Origin of the sequence: Actinokineospora auranticolor, assembly GCF_041897805.1 — a bacterium.
Lineage (GTDB): Bacteria > Actinomycetota > Actinomycetes > Mycobacteriales > Pseudonocardiaceae > Actinokineospora > Actinokineospora auranticolor.
Map to the genome: position 1 here is coordinate 8468523 of NZ_CP154825.1, position 19596 is coordinate 8488118.

The window sequence follows — 19596 nt, forward strand, 5'->3', positions numbered from 1 at the left end:
CGGTGCAGCAAGGTGGGCAGGGTCCCGAGTCGACCCCCGCGCAACCCGCTCAGCCGTCACTGGCCCGCGCCAGCAGCACGATGGCCATCGCCACCATGGTCAGCCGCATCACCGGCTTCGGCTGGAAGGTGGTGATGGGCTGGATCGTCGGCATCAACCTCACCTACGACTCGTTCACCATCGCCAACACGCTGCCCAACACCATCTTCGAACTGCTGCTGGGCGGGGTGCTGGCCAGCGTGGTCGTGCCGCTGCTGGTCCGCTCGCAGAAGGACCCGGACGGCGGCGCGGGCTACACCAACCAGCTGCTCACCGTCGGCATGACCGTGCTGTTCATCGGCACGATCATCGCCGTGGCCGCCGCACCCGCGCTCACCTCGCTCTACGTCGACGACTCCACGGGCTCGTCCAACCCGGCGCTGGTCACCGCCTTCGCCTACCTGCTGCTGCCGGAGATCCTGTTCTACGGCCTGTTCGCCCTGCTCTCCGCGATCCTGCAGGCCAAGCACGTCTTCGCCCCCACGGCCTGGGCGCCGGTGGTGAACAACCTGGTCATCATCGCGACGCTGATCGTCTACAAGATCGTGCCGGGGGACATCTCGCTGGACCCGGTGCGGATGGGCGACGCGAAGCTGCTCGTGCTGGGCGTCGGCACCACGCTGGGCATCGTCGTGCAGTCGGTGATCCTGCTGCCCGCGATCCGCAAGCTCGGGTTCCGCTTCCGCTGGAACTTCGGCTTCGACGCCCGGCTGCGCGAGTTCGGCGGCCTGGCGCTGTGGATCCTGGGCTACGTCGCGATCAGCATGGTCGGCCTGGTCATCACCCAGCGGGTGCTCACCGCCGCCAGCGAGGGCGGCGCCACCACCTACGCCAACGCCTGGCTGCTGTTCCAGCTGCCCTACGGCGTCATCGGCGTCTCGCTGCTGACGGCGATCCTGCCCCGGATGAGCAAGGCCGCCGCCGACGGCGACATGGACAAGCTGGTCGACGACCTGTCCACCGGCAGCAGGCTCTCCGCGGTGATGCTGGTGCCGATCAGCGCGGTGCTGACCGTCACCGGCACGGCGCTGGGCGTCGCGCTGTTCGCGGGCGGCAAGACCGACCTGGCCTCGGCCCAGCGGCTGGGCCACGCGCTGGCCTTCTCCGCCTTCGGCCTGCTGCCCTACGCGCTGGTCATGCTCCAGCTGCGGGTCTTCTACGCGATGAAGGACGCCCGCACCCCGACGCTGATCATGGTCGTGATGACCGCGGTGAAGGTCCCGCTGATGTACATGTGCGGCGCGCTGCTCGACCCCGAGCAGGTGGTCATCGGCGTGCTGCTGGTCAACTCGCTCACCTTCGTCGTCGGCGCCGTGCTCGGGCAGATGTGGCTGTGGGTGCGGCTGGGGAACCTGCACAGCAAGAAGATCGTCAAGGTGATCGCGTCCTGCGTGCTGGCCGGTGTGGTCGGCGCGGGCGCGGCGTGGCTGGTGTCACTCGTGCTGCCCGACCTGACCTCGCTGGCCACCGGATGGGTGAACCTGGTGGCCCAGGGTCTGGTGGCCTGCCTGGTGTCCTTCGGTGTGTTGGCGGTGCTGCGCGTGCCCGAGCTCAAGCCCGCGACGAGCCGAATCACCCGACTGGTGCGCCGGGGCTGACCCGCTCCGTCACCGGTGGGCGCGGGATTTCCCGTAGGCTCGAAAACGGATCGGGCAGGTGGAGAGATCGGTGACGACGAGGCGGACCGAGTACCCAGCGGGCGAGGGCGCGGCGGGCAGGAGAGCCGGGCCCGGATTCCTCGTCCCCGGTGGCGTGGTCGCCGAAGGCCGGTACCGGCTGCTGGCCGAGCTCGGCGCCGACCCCCGGGTGCAGGCCCGCTTCTGGCGCGCCCAGGACAACCAGCTGCGCCGCGACGTCGCGCTCACCCTGCTCACCGGTGACCCCGCCGACGGTCCCGCCGCGGGCCGCGCCCGCCGGGTCCTCGAACGCACCATGCACGCCGCCCGCATCACCCACCCGGGCACCTCCCGGGTGCTCGACGTGCTCGGCCCCGGCAACGGCGTCGCGCCGACCGAGGGGCTGCTGGGCATCGTCGTCGCGGACTTCTCCCAGGGCACCGACCTGGTCGACGTCATCGCCGAGCACCCGCTGCCGCCCGCCACCGCGGCCAAGCTGCTGGAGCCGCTGGCCGCCGCGGTCGAGCTGGCCCACCACTCCGGCATGGTCCTGGGCGTGGACCACCCGCAGCGGATCCGGGTCACCCCGGACGGCCTGCTGCGGCTCTCGTTCCCCGGCCCGCTGCCCGAGGCCACCCTGCAGGACGACGTGCGCGGCCTCGGCGCCGTGCTGTACCTGCTGCTCACCGGCCGCTGGCCGCTGCCGGGCGTGCCCGGCATCCCGAGCGCCCCGCTGGGCCCGGACGGCCAGGTCGTGCCGCCGCGCGCGCTGTTCGGCTACATCCCGTACGAGCTGTCCTCCGCCGCCGTCCGCAGCCTCTCCGACGACGCCACCGGCGGCATCCGCACCAGCGCGGGCCTGCTGCGGGTGCTCGAGCGGGCCAAGGCCAACGAGGACGGCACCCAGCTCATCGCCGCCGTGCCGGACGAGGTCGAGGACGACTACGACGACGGCACGGTGTGGACCACCCGCCGCCCGGCCAACGACCGGGCCAAGCGGCGCAAGCTCGCCATCGGCGTCACCACCCTCGCCGTGGCCACCGTGGGCGTGCTGGCCTGGGTGGGCCTGCAGCTGATCAGCTTCTTCGGCGACGACACCCCCACCAGCGGCGGCCCGACCGTGGTGGCCACCGCGCCGGGCAACGCCGAGAACAACCCGAAGCCGCCGCAGCCGGGCGAGCCGATCCAGGCCGCGGGCGTGCAGGTGTTCAACGTCAAGGGCACCCCGGACAACCCGCGCCGGGCCAACCGCGCGGTGGACGGCGACATGAAGACGTCCTGGAAGACCGACCGCTACCAGCAGCCGTTCCCGACGCTCAAGCCCGGCGTCGGGATCATGGCCTCGTTCGCCGAGCCGGTGCCCTTCGCCGAGGTGGTCATCGACTCGCCGAGCTCCGGCACCGTCGTGGAGATCCGCACGGCGCCGTCGGAGAAGCCCGCGCTGGAGGAGACCAAGGTCATCGGCAAGGCGGAGCTGCAGGCCGGGCAGACCAAGCTGCAGCTCGACTCCGCCGAACCGACCCAGCACATCCTGATCTGGATCACCAAACTGGGCGACGGCAACGCGTCCGAGCTGACCGAGGTCGGCTTCGTCAGGGCGCGGTGAGAATCCCCAGGTCGTAGTGGGTTCAACCGGCGCGTGAGCGCCCTATACCCTGTCCGGGTGACCGCCGCAGCCAGTTCGGACGCCGATCTCATCGCGGCCCACGCCGCGGGAGACCCCCGTGCCTTCGCCGAGCTCGTGCGCAGGCACCGCGACCGGATGTGGGCGGTGGCGCTGCGCACCCTCCGCGACCCGGAAGAGGCAGCCGACGCGCTGCAGGAGGCGTTCATCTCCGCCTTCCGCGCCGCCGGGTCCTTCCGCGCGGAGTCGCAGGTCACCACGTGGTTGCACCGGATCGTGGTCAACGCCTGCCTGGACCGGATCCGGCGCAGGCAGGCCCGTCCGACGGTCCCCCTGCCGGAGGCCGGACCGGGGGAACCGGTCACCCCCCGCGATGCCATGGCCGACCGCGAGACCCGGTTGGTGGTCCACCGAGCCCTCTCCGAACTGTCCGAGGAACAACGCGTGCCGATCGTCTTAGTCGACGTCGAGGGGTACTCGGTCGCCGAGACCGCCAAGATGCTGGGCATCGCCGAAGGCACCGTCAAGAGCCGTTGCGCGCGCGGACGCGCGAAACTGGCCAAAGTTCTGGGACATCTGCGGAACCCCGATGCAGATGCGAACGTCCCAGGTGCCGCGGTTGCAGATGGGAACGGGCCGCGTAGACACCACTGGGAGGGACGATGACCGGACAGCTGCGGGGTCCAGACCCCGACGGGCCGCCATGGTCGGTCGACCTCTTGGCTGATCTGCACGCCGGGCTGCTCGACCCGGGGCACAGCGCACTGCTGTGGCCGCGGGTCAACGCCGACCCCGAGGCGAAGGCGATCATCGACGCGCTGGACTCGGTCAAGGTCGGCCTCGGTGAGCTGAGCGGCGCGCCCGTCCCGCCGATGCCCGCCCGGTTCGCCGCGCGACTCGACGCCGCGCTGGAGGCCGAGGTCAGGCAGGCGTTCGCCGGTAGCGGCGCGCCCGTCGCGCTGCAGGACCCGCCGCGCCCCGAGCCCGCCCCGGTGCTCGACTTCGCCGCCGCCGCGAGCCGCAAGCGCGGCAGGCGCAACGCCTGGGGCGTCGGTCTGCTGACCGCGGCCGCCGCCGCGGTGGCCATCGGTTTCGTCGTCCTGCCCGGCAAGGGCCCGACCACCGACGGCGTGGCCGTCCCCGCGCCCGGCGGCAGCGCGGACACCGGCCCGCTCGCGGTCCGCGAACACGAGGTCGCGGGCGTGGTCGGCCAGGTCAACAACCGCTTCGACTACGGCGACCTGAAGGACAAGGCGACCGCCGAGCGCTGCGTCGCCGCCAACGGCGTCGACGCGAAGGCGCAGCTGGCGGGCGTGCGCCCGATCACCCTGGACGGCAAGTCCGGCACGATGCTGCTGCTCATCGTCCCGGGGGAGAAGAACCCCTTCCGGGTACTGGTCGTCAAGCCCGACTGCGAAGCGCTGTTCAACCGCCCTGTCGGCTGACACCCGGGCGGGTGCCCTCCATCACCGGCGCGGCCCGGAACAACCGCCGCCTACGATCGCGTTGACACCGACGTGACCGGGCGACGAACCCCGGCGAGGGCGATGGAGGGCACATGTCTGCGGAAGCGGACCAGATCCGAAACCTGATCATCATCGGTTCCGGACCCGCCGGCTACACCGCCGCGGTCTACGCCGCGCGTGCCCAGCTCGACCCGCTGGTCTTCGAGGGCTCGCAGTTCGGCGGCGCACTGATGACCACGACCGAGGTCGAGAACTTCCCCGGGTTCCGCGACGGGATCATGGGCCCGGACCTCATGGAGCAGATGCGCGAGCAGGCCAAGCGCTTCGGCGCGGAGCTGCGGCCGGAGGACGTGGAGTCGGTCGAGCTGTCCGGCGAGGTCAAGTACGTGGAGGCCAACGGCGTGCGCTACGCCGCCAGGGCCGTGGTGCTGGCCATGGGCGCGGCGGCGCGGTACCTGGGCGTGCCCGGTGAGCAGGAGCTGCTCGGCCGCGGCGTGTCCGCCTGCGCCACCTGCGACGGGTTCTTCTTCCGCGACCAGGACATCGCGGTGCTCGGCGGCGGCGACTCGGCGATGGAGGAGGCCACCTTCCTCACCCGCTTCGCCAGGTCGGTGACGATCATCCACCGGCGCCAGGAGTTCCGCGCCTCCAAGATCATGCTGGAGCGCGCGCGGGCCAACGAGAAGATCCGCTGGCAGCTCGACACCGAGGTCACCGAGGTGCTCGGCGACAGCAAGGTGGAGGGCCTGGCGGTGCGCGACACCGTCACCGGCGAGACCTCGCGGCTCGACGTCACCGGCTTCTTCCTGGCCATCGGCCACGACCCGCGCAGCGCGCTGGTGCACGGCCAGGTCGACGTCGACGACGAGGGTTACGTGCGCACCGAGGCACCGTCGACCTACACCAACCTCGACGGCGTCTTCGCCGCGGGCGACCTGGTCGACCACACCTACCGGCAGGCCATCACCGCCGCCGGGTCCGGCTGCGCCGCGGCCATCGACGCCGAGCGCTGGCTGGCCGAGCACGGCTCCGCCGCGGCGGAGGCCGCGCCCGAGCTGGTCGGCGGCGGCTACGGCACCGCCAACTGACACCCACCCACGTCGAATCCACAGGAGCGCCCGATGGCCGAGAACACCGTCACAGTCACCGACAAGTCCTTCGTCTCCGACGTGCTGCAGAGCGAGAAGCCGGTCATCGTCGACTTCTGGGCCACCTGGTGCGGCCCGTGCCGGATGGTCGCCCCGGTGCTCAACGAGATCGCGGCCGAGTACGGCGAGAAGATCACCGTGGCCAAGCTCGACATCGACAAGAACCCGGGCACGGCCCGCGACTACGAGGTGATGTCGATCCCCACCCTGATCGTGTTCCAGGGCGGCAGGCCGGTGAAGACCATCGTCGGCGCCAAGCCGAAGGCCACCCTGCTCAACGACCTGGACGAGTACATCAACTAGCGGTACGAGCAACCCGAACCCGGGGTCCGAACGTCTCGTTATGCGACGCGGGACCCCGGGTTCGCGTGTCCTGGGCCATCCCTGCGGGGGATGCGGAGCCAGGCAAGGCACAATGGGTTACCTGTTCGGGCACAGCGGAAGATCAGCACCGGCCACCGGTGCGTGAGCGGAGAGCGAGGGCTGAATGCGGGTACTGCGCCGCGGCGATGGGGGGCCTGCCGTAGCCGAGGTTCGGTCCACGCTCGCGACGTTGGGCCTGCTGCCACCGGTCAACGGGGTCAGCGACGAGTTCGACCCGGCCATGGAGCACGCGGTCCGCACGTTCCAGCAGCAGCGCGGGTTGATCACCGACGGCCTGGTCGGCCCGGCCACCTACCGGGCCTTGCGCGACGCCACCTACCAGCTGGGTGGCCGTCCCCTGGCCTACCTCGTCTCCGCCCCCATCACCGGCGACGACGTCCTCACCCTCCAGGAGCGGCTGCTGGAGCTGGGGTACGACGCCGGTCGCCCCAACGGGGTGTTCGGCGCCCAGACCGAGGCGGCGCTGCGCAACTTCCAGCGCGACTACGGCCTCACCATCGACGGCATCTGCGGCCCGGAGACCATCCGCGGTCTGCGCCAGCTCTCCCCCCGCGCCCGCGGCGGCCGCCCGGTCCTCCTGCGCGAGCAGGAGCGGGTCCGCCGCTCCGGCCCCAGGCTGACGGGCAAGCGCATCATCATCGACCCCGGCCACGGCGGCGCCGACACGGGCGTGTCGGTGAACGGCGTCAACGAGTCCGACCTGATGTGGGACCTCGCCAGGAGGCTGGAAGGCCGCATGGTGGCCACCGGCATGGAGGCCCTCCTGTCCCGAGGCCCCGACCAGTGCCCCGACGAGTCGACCCGGGCCCAGTTCGCCAACGAGGCGGGCGCCGACCTGGTCCTGTCCCTGCACTCGGACGCCAACCGGTCCCCGTACGCGCAGGGCGTGGCCAGCTTCCACTTCGGCAGCACCGGCAAGGACGGCGCCACCTCGACACTGGGCGAGGCCATGGCAGGCCTCATCCAACGCGAACTGGCCAAGCGCACCGGCCTGCGCGACTGCGGCGCCCACCCGAAGACGTGGGAACTGCTCCGCATGACGAGGTGCCCCGCGGTCCGCATCGAGATCGGCTACCTCACCAACCCGGAAGACCGCCACAAGCTCACCGACCCGTCCTTCCGCGACGTGGTGGCCGAGGGCATCGTCGTGGCCGTGAAACGCCTCTACCTCCTCGGCGAGAACGACCAGCCCACCGGCAGCTTCACCTTCGCCGACGTCCTGGCCCACGAACTGGCCAAGGCCGAATAACCTCCCCCGCTTGGGCAGACCCACGTCTGCCCAAGCAACCCATCTCCGCAAACGCTTGCCACACGGCTGACCAGCACTCTCACCGAGCCCAGGGCAACCTCGCACCGGAGCCTTGCCAACCGTTGTCGAGCTCGCCCAGGCGGATCATCCACACGTCGGTCAAGCCGCAACAATCCTCGAACTCCAGCCGCTGCCCAACGACCCCCGCGCCGCACGGCCACCCCCGCCACGGCATCCGATGGCCCGCCCCAACGCCCAACCAGGCCCTCCGCCAAGTCACACGGTGGACAACCCACTCACCTGCGACAAGCTCACCACCGTGACCGTCCTAGAGGCCGCCGACCGCACGCTCCAGGGCCCGGTCCACACCGCCACGCGCCCAGCCGATTGACCACGCCGCGCTTGCCCAGCGCGCCCGCCGCGCCTCGCGCTCCGTCGTTCCACCCCTGGACGCCTGGCCGTCTCACCGCTCAGTCGTCCGTGCGCCTCGCCCCCGCGCTTGCCTGGTGGCCTCACACAGTCGCCCCCGCGCTGGCCGCCGCCCCCTGTTGCCCCCCCAACCCGGACCCAGCGCAGCCCCCACCCACCTCTGGGGGGCGGCCCTGCTCCAGTCTAGCGGGGGGAGCGGGTTGTTCGGTGGAGGACGAAGGAGTTGTGGACAGGTTGAGGGCATGTGGATAGACGCGAACTGGGGAAATGGGCCCAAAACGCGGGGCTGTGGATAAAGTTCAACCCGGTGGGGGACAGGTCAGCGCTGCAACACGGGGGCCGCGGTGCTGACCGAGACGGTGCCCAGGAGACGTTCGAGGGCGGCCTCGACGTCTTCCTTCCAGGTGATGCCGGTGCGCAGTTCCAGCCGCAGGCGGGGCCAGCGGGGGTGGGGGCGCACGGTCTTGAAGCCGACGCTGGTGAGGAAGTCGGCGGGGACGACGCAGGAGCGTTCCTCGTCCGGTTTGGCGTCGCCGAAGGCCTCGATGGCCCGGACGCCGCGGCGCGTGAGGTCCTTGGCCACGGCCTGGACCAGCATGCGGCCCAGTCCACCGCCGCGGAACTCGGGCAGCACGTGGAACCCGGTCAGCACGACCGCGTCGGCCGACACCGGCGACGTCGGGAACGCCGACGCCCGGGGTACGGCGTTGGGCGGGGCGTACAGCACGAACCCGACCGGCAGCTTGTCGCTGTAGACGACTCGGCCGCAGGAGCCCCAGTCCAGCAGGACGCTGGACACCCAGGCTTCCTTCTCCAGCTCGGTGGTGCCGAACTCCTCCGCCTGCTCCTTGAGGTGTGGCGCCAGTTCCCAGTAGACACAACCCCGGCAGTGCTTGGGGAGGTGCTCCAGGTTGTCCAGCGTGACGCCGACTACGCGTCGCGACACCCAACCTCCCGTGCCTCGCGGATTGCTTCGCGCGCCCGCAGGGGTAGGACGGCGATTTACCGCCTCAGAATAGGGCGATGTGACCTGCGCCGGAACCGCGAACCGCGAACTCAGGGGTAAGTCACTCCTCTGGTTACACTGTTTTGACTGCTTCCACCCCAGGAGCCACTTATGACCACCTCCGGCCAACCGCCCGAAAGACCGGGCGCCCGTAGTCTCGACCCCCACCTGCAGCGCTACGCGGCACGGGCAGCGGGGATGACGGCTTCCGAGGTGCGAGCGCTCTTCGCGGTGGCGAGCAGGCCCGAGGTGGTGTCGCTGGCGGGTGGCATGCCGAACCTGGCCGCGCTGCCGCTGGACTTCCTCTCCGAGCAGATGGCCTCGATCATCGCCGACGAGGGCATGACCGCCCTGCAGTACGGCTCCGCGCACGGCGTGCCGAAGCTGCGGGAGCAGATCTGCGAGGTCATGGCCCTGGAGGGCGTCACCGGCCACCCCGACGACCTGGTCGTCACGGTCGGCTCGCAGATGGCGCTGGACCTGGTCACCCGCATCTTCGTCGACCCCGGCGACATCGTGCTCGCCGAGGGCCCGTCCTACGTCGGCGCGCTGGGCACCTTCGCCTCCTACCAGGCCGAGGTCCGGCACGTGGTGATGGACGAGCACGGCTTGGTCCCCGAGGCGCTGGGGGCCGCGCTGGCCGCCGCCGACCAAGCGGGCAGGCGGGTCAAGTTCCTGTACACGATCCCGAACTTCAACAACCCCGCGGGCGTGACGCTGGCGGTGGCGCGCCGCGCCGAGGTGCTGGAGATCTGCGACCGGCACGGCGTGCTGGTGATCGAGGACAACCCGTACGGCCTGCTCGGTTTCGACGGCCAGATCTACCCGGCGCTGCGGTCGATGGACTCCGACAACGTCATCTACCTCGGGTCGTTCTCCAAGACCTTCGCCTCAGGCCTGCGGGTCGGCTGGGCGCTGGCCCCGCACGGCGTGCGGGAGAAGCTGGTCTTGGCCGCCGAGTCGGCCGCGCTGTGCGCGCCCACGCTGAACCAGATGGTCGTCTCCCGATACCTGGCGACGCACGACTGGAAGGGCCAGATCAAGTCCTTCCAGACCATGTACCGCGAGCGCCGCGACGCGCTGCTGGCGGGCCTGGAGCAGCACATGCCCGCCGGGTGCACGTGGACCCGGCCCGACGGTGGCTTCTTCGTCTGGTTGACGGTCCCCGAAGGGGTGGACACCAAGGCGATGCAGCCACGGGCGGTGACCGCGCGGGTCGCGTACGTGCCCGGCACCGGCTTCTACGCCGACGGCTTCGGTAGCAGGCAGATGCGCTTGTCCTTCTGCTACCCGCCGCCGGAGCGGATCTCCGAGGGTGTGCGCAGGCTCGCGGGCGTGCTGTCCGACGAGCTGGAGCTGCTGCGCACCTTCGGCCCGGCGATGAGCCGCGTGCTGTCCGGTCCGCAGACGCCCGCCCCGGACACCGCCTGATCGTCCGCCCACCTGCGGTGTACCTTCGGTGCGCCGCGATTCCGCCGTGCCTTTTTCGCTAGGGAGTTCACCGTGTCCGACCGTTGGGTAGCCGTGCTCGCCGGGGGTCTTTCGCACGAGCGCGACGTCTCGCTGCGGTCCGGTCGACGGGTGTCGGCCGCGCTGCGGTCGGCCGGGGTGACGGTGGAGGAGTGGGACGCCGATGCCGGCCTCCTGCCTCGGCTGCGCGATCACCGGCCGGACGCGGTGGTCATCGCGATGCACGGCGGCGAGGGGGAGAACGGCTCGATCCAGACGATCCTCGACCTGCTCGACATCCCGTACGTGGGCGCCGACCCGGCCGCGTGCCGCCGGGCGTGGGACAAGCCGAGCGCGAAGGCGGACCTGCGCCGCGCCGGGTTGCAGACCCCCGACTGGGTGGTGCTGCCGCAGAGCGCGTTCCGCGAGCTCGGCGCCCAGCCGGTGCTGGAGTCGATGGTGGCCCGGCTCGGCCTGCCGCTGATGCTCAAGCCGGACCAGGGCGGCTCGGCGTTGGGCGCGCAGGTGGTGCGCTCCGCGGCGGAGCTGCCGACGGCGATGGTCGGGTCGCTCGCCTACAGCGATGCCGTGCTGGCCGAGGAGTACATCGACGGCGTCGAGGTGGCGGTGCCGGTCATCGAGGACGCGGACGGCACGCCCCGCGCGCTGCCCGCGGTGGAGATCGTGCCCGAGTCGGGGGTGTACGACTACACCGCCCGCTACACCGCCGGGCTGACCACCTTCCACACCCCGGCGCGGATCGACGACACGACCGCGGCGAAGGTGGCCCACCTCGCGGTGTCCGCGCACCGGCTGCTCGGGCTGCGCGACGTGTCCCGCACCGACGCGGTGGTGAGCCGCACCGGCGAGGTCCACTTCATCGAGGTGAGCGTCTCCCCGGGGTTGACCGAGACGTCGCTCGTGCCGATCGCGATCGAGGCGGACGGCGGCTCGTTCGGCGAGATCTACGCCGGTCTGGTCGACCGGGCGATCGCCCGGTCCCAGAAACGCTGAACCACCCGCCGAAGGGAACCGTCACCGTGACGTATCGACCCGGTGTGGTTCCCTTCGGCTTTTTCATGTCCGATTAATCCCGTTTTCCGCCATCATGTCGACGATCCGCTCCAGGTCGTCCACCGAGCCGAACTCGACCACGATCCGGCCCTTCCGCTTGCCGAGTTCGACCTTCACCCGGGTGTCGAACCGGTCCGACAGCCGCTCGGCGAGGTGGTCGAGACCGGGCGCCTGCATCGGCTTGCGCGGGGCGGGCTTCGGCTTGGCCGGGGGAGCGCCCTTGGCCAGCGTCACCGCTTCCTCGGTCGCGCGGACCGACAGGCCCTCCGCCACGATTCGGGTCGCCAGCTCCTCCTGCGACCCCGCCTCGTCCAGACCGAGCAGTGCCCGCGCGTGCCCGGCGGAGAGAACCCCCGCTGCGACCCGGCGCTGCACCGGCAGCGGCAGGCGCAGCAACCGGATGGTGTTGGTGATGACCGGCCTGCTGCGGCCGATGCGGCTCGCCAGCTCCTCGTGCGTCACGGAGAACTCGTCGAGCAGCTGCTGGTAGGCCGCCGCCTCCTCCAGCGGGTTGAGCTGCACCCGGTGGATGTTCTCCAGCAGGGCGTCGCGCAGCATGGCGTCGTCGGCGGTCTGCCGGACGATCGCCGGGATGCGCTCCAGCCCGGCCCGTTGGGAGGCGCGGAGCCTGCGCTCGCCCATGACGAGCTCGTAGGTGTCGGCACCGAGCTCGCGCACCACGATCGGCTGCATGAGGCCGAACTCGCGGATCGAGTGCTCCAGCTCGGTCAGCGCCTCCTCGTCGAAGACCTGCCGCGGCTGCTTCGGGTTCGCCTGGATCGACGCGGTCGGGATCTCCCGGTAGACCGCGCCCGCGACCGACCCGCTGTGCTCGGCGGCGGGCGGCTCGATCGACTCGCCGTTGCGCACCGCCGGACTGGGCAGCTTCAGCCCGCCGGAGGGCACGCCCGCCGGAGGTCCCTGGGGGATGAGGGCGGCCAGGCCGCGGCCGAGACCGCCCTTGCGCGCACCTGGTCCTGTGCCACTCATCGCGGCGCCTCCGCTCCTCGTTCGGCAACTTCACGGGCGGCGTCCAGGTAGCTCATGGCGCCGCGGGAACCCGGGTCGTAGGCGAGCACGGACTGGCCGAACCCGGGGGCCTCGGAGACCTTCACGCTGCGCGGGATGACCGTCTGCAGCACGGTGTCGCCGAAGTGGTGGCGCACCTCCGAGGTCACCTGGTCGGCCAGCTTGGTCCGGCCGTCGTACATGGTGAGCAGGATCGTGGAGACGACCAGCGCGCTGTTGAGGTGCGCCTGCACCAGTTCGATGTTGCGCAGCAGCTGGCTGAGCCCCTCCAGCGCGTAGTACTCGCACTGGATCGGGATGAGCACCTCCTGCGCGGCGACCATCGCGTTGACCGTCAGCAGGCCGAGCGACGGCGGGCAGTCGATGAAGACGTAGTCCGGGTTCAGCTCGTCGAGCGCCTCGTCGGACAGGGCTTCCTTGAGGCGGGCTTCGCGGGCGGACATCGAGACCAGCTCGATCTCGGCACCCGCGAGGTCGATGGTGGCGGGGACGCAGAACAGGCGGTCGGACTGGTCGCTCACCTGAGCGGCGTCGGCGACGGTCACCTCGCCCAGCAGCACCTCGTAGACGGAGGGGGTGCCGGAGCGGTGGTCGACACCGAGGGCGGTGCTGGCGTTGCCCTGCGGGTCGAGGTCGATGACCAGCACGCGCAGGCCGTGCATGGCGAGACCGGCGGCGAGGTTCACCGCGGAGGTGGTCTTACCGACGCCGCCCTTCTGGTTGGCGACGGTGAAGACCCGGCGGCGCCAAGGGCGGGGGAACATGCGGTCGGGGTGCTTCACCCGGGTGGCCCGCGCGGCTTCTTCCGCTATCGGCGTCCACCCCGCGACGGAGGTGGGGGAGGGCTGGGTCATGGTCAGCGCACCTCCCCGGTCCCCGACGCGGCGGCGGCGCGAGCCGTCGGTTTCACGTGAAACATCCTTGCTCCGATCTCAGCCTCGATGTGCACCCTGATCCTTCCTCGCCCGCCGGGGTCGCTCCCGACCGGTCGCGGGCTTCACACGTTCAATGAGCACCACGGTCGTCGGCACCTCGAGGACCGCGCCACCCAAGACTTCGACACGCGGTTCGCCGCCGCCCACCCGAGCGACCGCCGCGCGATCCCGATCAATCTCCTCGGCCGCGCTGGCACCCTTGAGGGCGACGAGGTGACCCCCCTGCCGCACCAGCGGCAGGCACCACCCAGCGAGCTTGGCCAACGGGGCGACCGCTCGGGCGGTGACCACATCCGCACCGAGAACCCGTGACCGGACCGCCGGTTCCTCGGCCCGACCGCGCACGACCGTGACCGAAGACAGAGCAAGAGTCTCTACTACCTCGTCCAGCCACGCCACCCGTCGAGCCATCGGTTCGACCAGCGTCACGGAAAGATCGGGCCGCGCGATCGCCAGGGGCACCCCCGGCAACCCGGCCCCCGACCCCACGTCGACAACGACCGCCCCCTCCGGAATCGCCTCCCCAACCACCGCCGAATTCAGCACGTGGCGATCCCACAACCGCTCGACCTCACGGGGCCCGATCAACCCGCGCTCCACCCCGTGCTCAGCCAACAACCGGACAAACCCCTCGGCCACCCCCAGGCGCTCACCGAACACCACACCAGCACCCACCGGCCGATCAACGTCGGTCATCCAGCCAAACCCCATCCGATGTTCCACGTGAAACCATGCCCGCCGATTGTCCCCGATGCCCGCCCCGCACCCCCACATCCGGCCCGCGTTTCACGTGAAACATCACGCAGAAGAACCCTCCGCCCTTCCAGCGCCGTTCACCCCAACACGCCGTCCAGTGTCACCACCCGCTCCGTCAACCCACCTTCCCAACTCGGCTCCACCCCGCCGTCCTTCGCTCTCATTCCCTGTTCCTCTCCGCTCTCCGTTCCTCTCCGCTCTCCGTTCCTCTCCGCTCTCCGTTCATCCCTGTTCCCACGCCCCTGCCCTCCGGCTCACACCACTCCGCCTCACCGCACCTCTCTGTCCCCACCCCGTGGTATCCCCCCACCTCTCTACGTCCTCGCCCGCACCCCGCCACCTCCCTACGTCGCCGTGTCGCCACGTCCAAGACCTCGCCGCCTTATCGATCGTCTCTCCGTCTCCCCAGTCGCCCGCTCAACTGTCGCCAGCCGCCTCGCCACCCTCCCGACTCATCGCTCCACCACTCCGTCGCTCCACGTCTCCCTTCATCACTCCCTCTTTGCTCCCCCTCCGCTTCATCGCCCTGCTGTCCCCGCCGCCTGGTCATCTCGCCGCCTCGTCCGGTCGCTTCGCAACTTCGTCACCTCTCCGCTCCACCGCCCTGTCGCTCCGCCGCTCCTCTGTCTCGCCGTCCCGCGCTTCACCGCTTTGCCTCACCGTCCTTCGATATCCCGCCGTCCCCTTCTGCCGCTTCTCCGTTCGCTCATATCTCCGTCCTGCCACCCCGCCACCCCGCCGCCCGTCGTCTCGCCTCACCACCCCGCCGCCCGTCGTCTCGCCTCACCGCCCCGTCGCCCCGCCCCGCCGCCTCGCCGCCCCGTCGCCCTGCCGCCCCGTCGCCTCGCCGCTCCGCCGCTCCGCCGCTCCGCCGCTCCGCCGCCCCGTCGCCTCGCCGCCCCGTCGTCCCGTCGCCTCGCCGCCCCGTCGTCCCGTCGCCTCGCCGCCCTGCCGCTCCGCCGCCCTGCCGCTCCGTCGCCTCGCCGTCCCGCCGTCCCGTCGCCTCGCCGTCCCGCCGTCCCGTTGCCTCGCCGTCCCGCCGTCCCGTCGCCTCGCCGTCCCGCCGTCCCGTCGCCTCGCCGTCCCGCCGTCCCGTCGCCTCGCCGTCCCGCCGTCCCGTCGCCTCGCCGTCCCGCCGTCCCGTCGCCTCGCCGTCCCGCCGTCCCGTCGCCTCGCCGTCCCGCCGTCCCGTCGCCTCGCCGTCCTGCCGCTCCGTCGCCTTGCCGCTCCGCCGCTACGTCGCCTTGCCGCCCCGTCGCCCCGTCGCCTTGCCGCCCCGTCGCTCCGCCGCCCCGTCGCCTCGCCGCCTCGCCGCCTCGCCGCCCTGCCGCCCCGTCGCTCCGCCGTCCCGCCGCTCCGTCGTCCCGCCGCCCTGCCGCTCCGTCGTCCCGTCGCTCCGCCGCTCCGTCGCCCTTCAGCCTCGTTGACAATCACCCGTCGCCCATCGCCTCCCCGTCTGCCCCGTCGCCTCGCCGCCCCGTCGCTCCGCCGCCTCGCCGTCCTGTCGCCTCGCCGCCCTGCAACCTTGTCTCTCACCTCACCTGCCATCTCGACCCCTGTCGTCCCGTCGCCCTTCAGCCTCGTTGACAATCACCCGTCGCCCATCGCCTCCCCGTCTGCCCCGTCGCCTCGCCGCCTTGCCTCGCCGTCCTCCCGTTATCCGCCGTCCCCTTCTGCCGCGTCTCCGTCCGCTCCCACCTCCTCACTCCGCCTCTACCTCCACATTCCTTCCTCTACCTCCCCCTACCGCCAAGCCTGTTTTGCCCTGCGCAGCTCGCCTCTCTCGTCTCTGCGCCGATCCACCTTCACCCCAGCTCGTCATCCACCCGCCGCGCTAGCTCCATCTCCCTCACCACGCACGCTCGTCCCCACTCCCATCCACCCCGTCAGCTCCTCGCCCAGCGATCCGCCGCTCCACCGGGCCACCAACCCCACGCTCACCCGACCAACACCTCCGCACCGATCCCTCTCGACCTCGCCTCGCCACCCCATGCCCCCCACACGTGTGAACTTCTTCCGCGCCGCGCCCGCGCCGTCCCCAATACCCAGGTCGCGCCTATCCACATACCTCCATCTCATCCACAGGTTCTCCGCCGACCGCCGAAACACCCTCCAACGCCGGTAGCCTGGAGCAGGGCCGACCCCCCAGTGGTGTGGTGGGGGCTGCGCTGGTCGGGATTGGCGCGAGCTTGATCAACGAGGGTGATCGGCGGAGGCGCGGGCCTGGCAGCGCGCTCGTCGCGAGGTACGGCGGGGGAGTGCGGCGGCACCCGCCGTGACGGCCAAGGCAACAGGTACGCCGAGTAGCCGCGAGTGCTAACCATCGGCTTTGGGGCAAACAAAAACACGGCCCGCCGAGGCGGGCCGTGTTTGGTGCGCGGGGGAGTGGCGGTCTACTGGGGGAAGACCACCACGCGACGGCGGGGGTCTTCGCCTTCGCTTTCGCTGTGGACGCCCTTGGTGGTCGCGACGGCGTCGTGCACGACCTTGCGCTCGAAGGGGGTCATGGGCTGGAGGCGGATTCGTTCGCCGCTGGACAGCACCTTCTGCGCGGTCGCCAGGCCCAGGTCGCGCAGCTCCTCGCGGCGGGCCGCACGCCAGCCTGCGATGTCGAGCATCAGCCTGCTGCGGGTGCCCGTTTCCTGCTGCACCGCGAGCCGGGTCAGTTCCTGCAGTGCTTCGAGCACGCTGCCGCGGGGGCCGACCAGCTTCTCCAGGTTGTCGTCCTCGACGCCCTCCATGCTGACGACGCTGACCACCGCTCGGCTGGCTTCGACGTCGAGGTCGATGTCGCCGTCGTAGTCGAGGATGTCCAGCAGCCGTTCCAGGTAGTCGCCCGCGATGTCGCCCTCCTGGATGAGGAGGTCTTCTGTCGACCCGGTCCGCTGCTCCTCCTCGACCGCTTCCTCAGCCTGCGCGTCGATCTTCTCGGACGCCTGCACCGTTTCCGGCACGGTTCACTCCTCTCCAGGCCGCGGCCGCCTCAGCGGTTCTTCCGACCTGACTTCTTGCTACGGGATCGGTCTGAGATCAGACCGGGAATCTCGGTGCCGCCGGTGGTGCCGGACTTGCCGTTGTCGGACTTGGCGTCGGTGGCGGGGGGCTCGGCGGGCGTGGTGTCGCCCGCGCTCTCGCCGTCACCGTCGGCGGGCTTCGCGGTCGCGGGGCGCTTGCGCTGGACGGGCTTCTGCCCCGGCTTCGGCGCGTTCGCGGCGCGCTTCTCCTTGACCTCGGCCTTCTTCGCGGCCTCCTCGGCGTCGATGCGCTTGTACACGAAGCGCTGCTGCCAGAGGGTCCAGGAGTTGTTGCTCAGCCAGTAGAGGATCAGGCCGATGGGGAAGAAGAAGCCACCGAAGAGCACGCCCAGCGGGAAGACGTAGAGGGTGAGCTTGTTCATGATGCCGGTCTGGGCGGTGGCCGTCGCCGGGTTCTGCCGGGACACCGAGTGCCGCGCGGTCAGGTGGGTCAGCGCGCTCGCCAGCAGCATCAGCGGGATGGCCACCAGGATGACCGAGGTGCGGCTGGTGTGGAACTCGGCCAGCGCCTGCGCGGGCTGGGTGATCCAGTTGCTGAGCCGGGCGCCGAACAGGTCGGCCTGGATGTAGGAGCTGACGCCGCGCTCGTCGAAGAAGTAGTTCTCGGTCTTGCCCGGCTTGAACTCGCGCAGCACGTGGAACAGGCCGATGAACACCGGGATCTGCAGCAGCATCGGCAGGCAGCCGCCGAACGGGCTGACGCCGTGCTCGGCCTGGAGCTTCTGCATCTCCTGGGCTTGCTTCTGCCGGTCGTTGGCGTACTTCTTCTGCAGCTTCTTGATCTCGGGCGCGAACTCCTGCATCTTCCGCATGGAGCGCACCTGCTTGACCATGGGCTTGAACATGATCGCGCGGAGCGTGAAGACCAGGAAGACGATGCTCAGCGCCCAGGCGACCGCGCTCGCTTCGCCGAACACGTGGCCGAAGACCCAGTGCCAACACCACATGATGAAGGACACCGGGTAGTAGATGAAATCGAGCACGGAAACTACTCCTCGGCAGGCTTCTCGGCCGGGTTGGTCTTCCCGGACGCGTTCTCGGTTGTCCTCGGCGGTACCGGGTCGAGCCCGCCGGGGTGCCATGGGCCGCACCGGAGCAACCGGCGCAGCGCGAGCCAGGAGCCGCGGAGCGCGCCGTGCACGGTGAGTGCCTCGACGGCGTACGCGCTACAACTGGGGTGGAAGCGGCAGGCGGGCGGCAGCACCGGGGAGAGCCACCGCCGGTACGCCCGCACCGGGAGCAGCAGCACCCGGGTCACCGGTCCGGGGCGCGCGGCAACCGCGCGGTCGTCCTCCGCGGTCGTTGCGCTCACACCCCACCGTCCTGTGCCCCGCCGACCAGGCGCAGCCTGCGGACCGCGGCGTCGAAGTCCTGGCCGAGCTCGGCGCTGGTCGCCCCGGCCGCGCGCGGCAGGGCTCGCACGACCAACGCGCTGCCCGGCGGGAGAGTTCCGATCCGGTCGCGCACCAGGTGCCGCAACCGGCGAGCGACCCGGTGCCGGACGACCGAGTTGCCCACTGCCTTACTGACGACGAAACCGACCCTCGGCGACGGGGCCGTCGGGTCGGCTTCGAGTGGTGCCTGCTGCGGCGCTTCCGCCACGGCGTGCACCACGAGCCTCGGTCGACCGGCGCGGCGACCGTTCCTGGTCACCGTCCGGAAGTCCGCGCTGCTGGTCAGCCGGGCGGCCGCGGGGAGCACGGCGGCGGGGTTGGATCAGGCCGACAGCTTGTCGCGGCCGCGGCGGCGGCGGGCGGCGATGATGGCGCGACCGGCGCGGGTCCGCATGCGCAGGCGGAAGCCGTGCGTCTTGGCCCGGCGACGGTTGTTCGGCTGGAAGGTGCGCTTGCTCACGGCTCTATCTCCCGGTACTCATCAGGTCTGGCAGGTCTGCCCGCCCCCGGATCGGCGGCGAGCGGCACACGCCCACGCGGGTCGTGGCGGGCACGCGGAACTCACCCGCCGCAAGCGGGAGACCTTATGAGGGTACGCACCCGGGTCGGCCCGCATCAAACCGGGGCCGCCCGAGCGGTCCCACCGCCCGCCGCACCGGCCGTGAACAGGTCGTGAACGCGTGTTGGCCACCTCGTCTTGTTACCGGGGACGGCCGGTTGTTACCGTGCGCACCCCGGCTTGCCGCCGTCTTGGGGGAAGGGGAGCCCTGCCACGCCGACGGCACCGAGCGACTGAGTACCGTGAACCCCCCGACGGGTTCCCCCGCGGTGCGCCGTACCGTTCGTGCACAGTTGTGGACAACCCTGTGGATGCTCGTTTGACGGGACCCACGCACCGGGACGAGCCTTACCGCGCACCGCCGACGAGGTGCACCGCCGACGAGGGGAGGGGAGCGGACGCCA

General features: G+C 71.2%; 18 protein-coding genes. 9 read left to right on the forward strand and 9 right to left on the reverse strand.

Going from position 1 to position 19596, the window contains the following annotated elements; all coding sequences use genetic code 11:
• Positions 1–2 precede the first annotated feature (2 nt).
• The 7 genes from murJ (at position 3) to V5P93_RS37390 (ending at position 7526) form a co-directional block, all read left to right on the forward strand.
• On the forward strand, positions 3–1637 hold the full coding sequence (gene murJ / locus V5P93_RS37360; RefSeq protein ID WP_245931277.1) for a murein biosynthesis integral membrane protein MurJ: 1635 nt from the start codon (positions 3–5) through the stop codon (positions 1635–1637).
• A gap of 70 nt (positions 1638–1707) precedes the next feature.
• Positions 1708–3261, forward strand: coding sequence for a protein kinase family protein (locus V5P93_RS37365; protein WP_181043493.1), 1554 nt, complete (start codon positions 1708–1710; stop codon positions 3259–3261).
• Between the two features lie 57 nt (positions 3262–3318).
• Positions 3319–3945, forward strand: coding sequence for an RNA polymerase sigma factor SigM (gene sigM, locus V5P93_RS37370; RefSeq protein ID WP_104479344.1), 627 nt, complete (start codon positions 3319–3321; stop codon positions 3943–3945).
• A complete protein-coding gene (locus V5P93_RS37375) occupies positions 3942–4724 on the forward strand; it encodes a hypothetical protein (RefSeq protein ID WP_104479345.1) in 783 nt (260 codons plus the stop codon). Before sigM ends, V5P93_RS37375 begins: the two co-directional genes overlap by 4 nt.
• 113 nt (positions 4725–4837) lie before the next feature.
• The gene (trxB, locus tag V5P93_RS37380) at positions 4838–5833 is read left to right on the forward strand and encodes a thioredoxin-disulfide reductase (protein WP_104479346.1); all 996 of its coding nucleotides are present in this window, start codon (positions 4838–4840) and stop codon (positions 5831–5833) included.
• Between the two features lie 33 nt (positions 5834–5866).
• Positions 5867–6196 carry a thioredoxin gene (trxA, locus tag V5P93_RS37385; protein WP_104479347.1) on the forward strand — a complete coding sequence of 110 codons (330 nt, stop codon included), beginning with the start codon at positions 5867–5869 and terminating at the stop codon, positions 6194–6196.
• A 184-nt stretch (positions 6197–6380) separates the two neighbouring features.
• Positions 6381–7526: an N-acetylmuramoyl-L-alanine amidase gene (locus V5P93_RS37390; RefSeq protein ID WP_104479348.1), complete on the forward strand. Its 1146-nt coding sequence runs from the start codon at positions 6381–6383 to the stop codon at positions 7524–7526.
• 748 nt (positions 7527–8274) lie between these two features.
• Here V5P93_RS37390 and V5P93_RS37395 read toward each other — a convergent pair.
• Positions 8275–8901, reverse strand: a complete 627-nt coding sequence (locus V5P93_RS37395; RefSeq protein WP_104479349.1) for a GNAT family N-acetyltransferase — start codon at positions 8899–8901, stop codon at positions 8275–8277.
• Positions 8902–9072: 171 nt separating this feature from the next.
• Between V5P93_RS37395 and V5P93_RS37400 the strand changes: the two genes are divergently transcribed.
• Both V5P93_RS37400 and V5P93_RS37405 read left to right on the forward strand, forming a co-directional pair.
• Positions 9073–10392, forward strand: coding sequence for a PLP-dependent aminotransferase family protein (locus V5P93_RS37400; RefSeq protein WP_104479350.1), 1320 nt, complete (start codon positions 9073–9075; stop codon positions 10390–10392).
• Between the two features lie 72 nt (positions 10393–10464).
• Positions 10465–11424, forward strand: a complete 960-nt coding sequence (locus V5P93_RS37405; RefSeq protein ID WP_104479351.1) for a D-alanine--D-alanine ligase — start codon at positions 10465–10467, stop codon at positions 11422–11424.
• Positions 11425–11487: 63 nt separating this feature from the next.
• On the opposite strand, the gene V5P93_RS37410 is transcribed toward V5P93_RS37405, so the two are convergent.
• The 8 genes from V5P93_RS37410 to rpmH form a co-directional block, all read right to left on the reverse strand.
• Complete coding sequence (locus V5P93_RS37410; RefSeq protein WP_104479352.1) at positions 11488–12474, reverse strand: ParB/RepB/Spo0J family partition protein; 987 nt, start codon at positions 12472–12474, stop codon at positions 11488–11490.
• Positions 12471–13367: a ParA family protein gene (locus tag V5P93_RS37415; RefSeq protein WP_104479353.1), complete on the reverse strand. Its 897-nt coding sequence runs from the start codon at positions 13365–13367 to the stop codon at positions 12471–12473. The genes V5P93_RS37410 and V5P93_RS37415 overlap by 4 nt, the downstream gene beginning before the upstream one ends.
• A 78-nt stretch (positions 13368–13445) precedes the next feature.
• Entirely contained in the window at positions 13446–14144 is a 699-nt protein-coding gene (gene rsmG, locus V5P93_RS37420) for a 16S rRNA (guanine(527)-N(7))-methyltransferase RsmG (RefSeq protein ID WP_104479462.1), read from the reverse strand.
• 2453 nt (positions 14145–16597) lie between these two features.
• A complete protein-coding gene (locus V5P93_RS37425; protein WP_104479354.1) occupies positions 16598–17158 on the reverse strand; it encodes a R3H domain-containing nucleic acid-binding protein in 561 nt (186 codons plus the stop codon).
• Between the two features lie 29 nt (positions 17159–17187).
• Entirely contained in the window at positions 17188–18222 is a 1035-nt protein-coding gene (gene yidC, locus V5P93_RS37430) for a membrane protein insertase YidC (protein WP_104479355.1), read from the reverse strand.
• Positions 18223–18227: 5 nt separating this feature from the next.
• Positions 18228–18551 carry a membrane protein insertion efficiency factor YidD gene (yidD, locus tag V5P93_RS37435; protein ID WP_104479356.1) on the reverse strand — a complete coding sequence of 108 codons (324 nt, stop codon included), beginning with the start codon at positions 18549–18551 and terminating at the stop codon, positions 18228–18230.
• A complete protein-coding gene (gene rnpA / locus V5P93_RS37440) occupies positions 18548–18940 on the reverse strand; it encodes a ribonuclease P protein component (protein WP_104479357.1) in 393 nt (130 codons plus the stop codon). Before rnpA ends, yidD begins: the two co-directional genes overlap by 4 nt.
• 15 nt (positions 18941–18955) lie before the next feature.
• Positions 18956–19093, reverse strand: a complete 138-nt coding sequence (gene rpmH / locus V5P93_RS37445; protein WP_018684246.1) for a 50S ribosomal protein L34 — start codon at positions 19091–19093, stop codon at positions 18956–18958.
• Positions 19094–19596 lie beyond the last annotated feature (503 nt).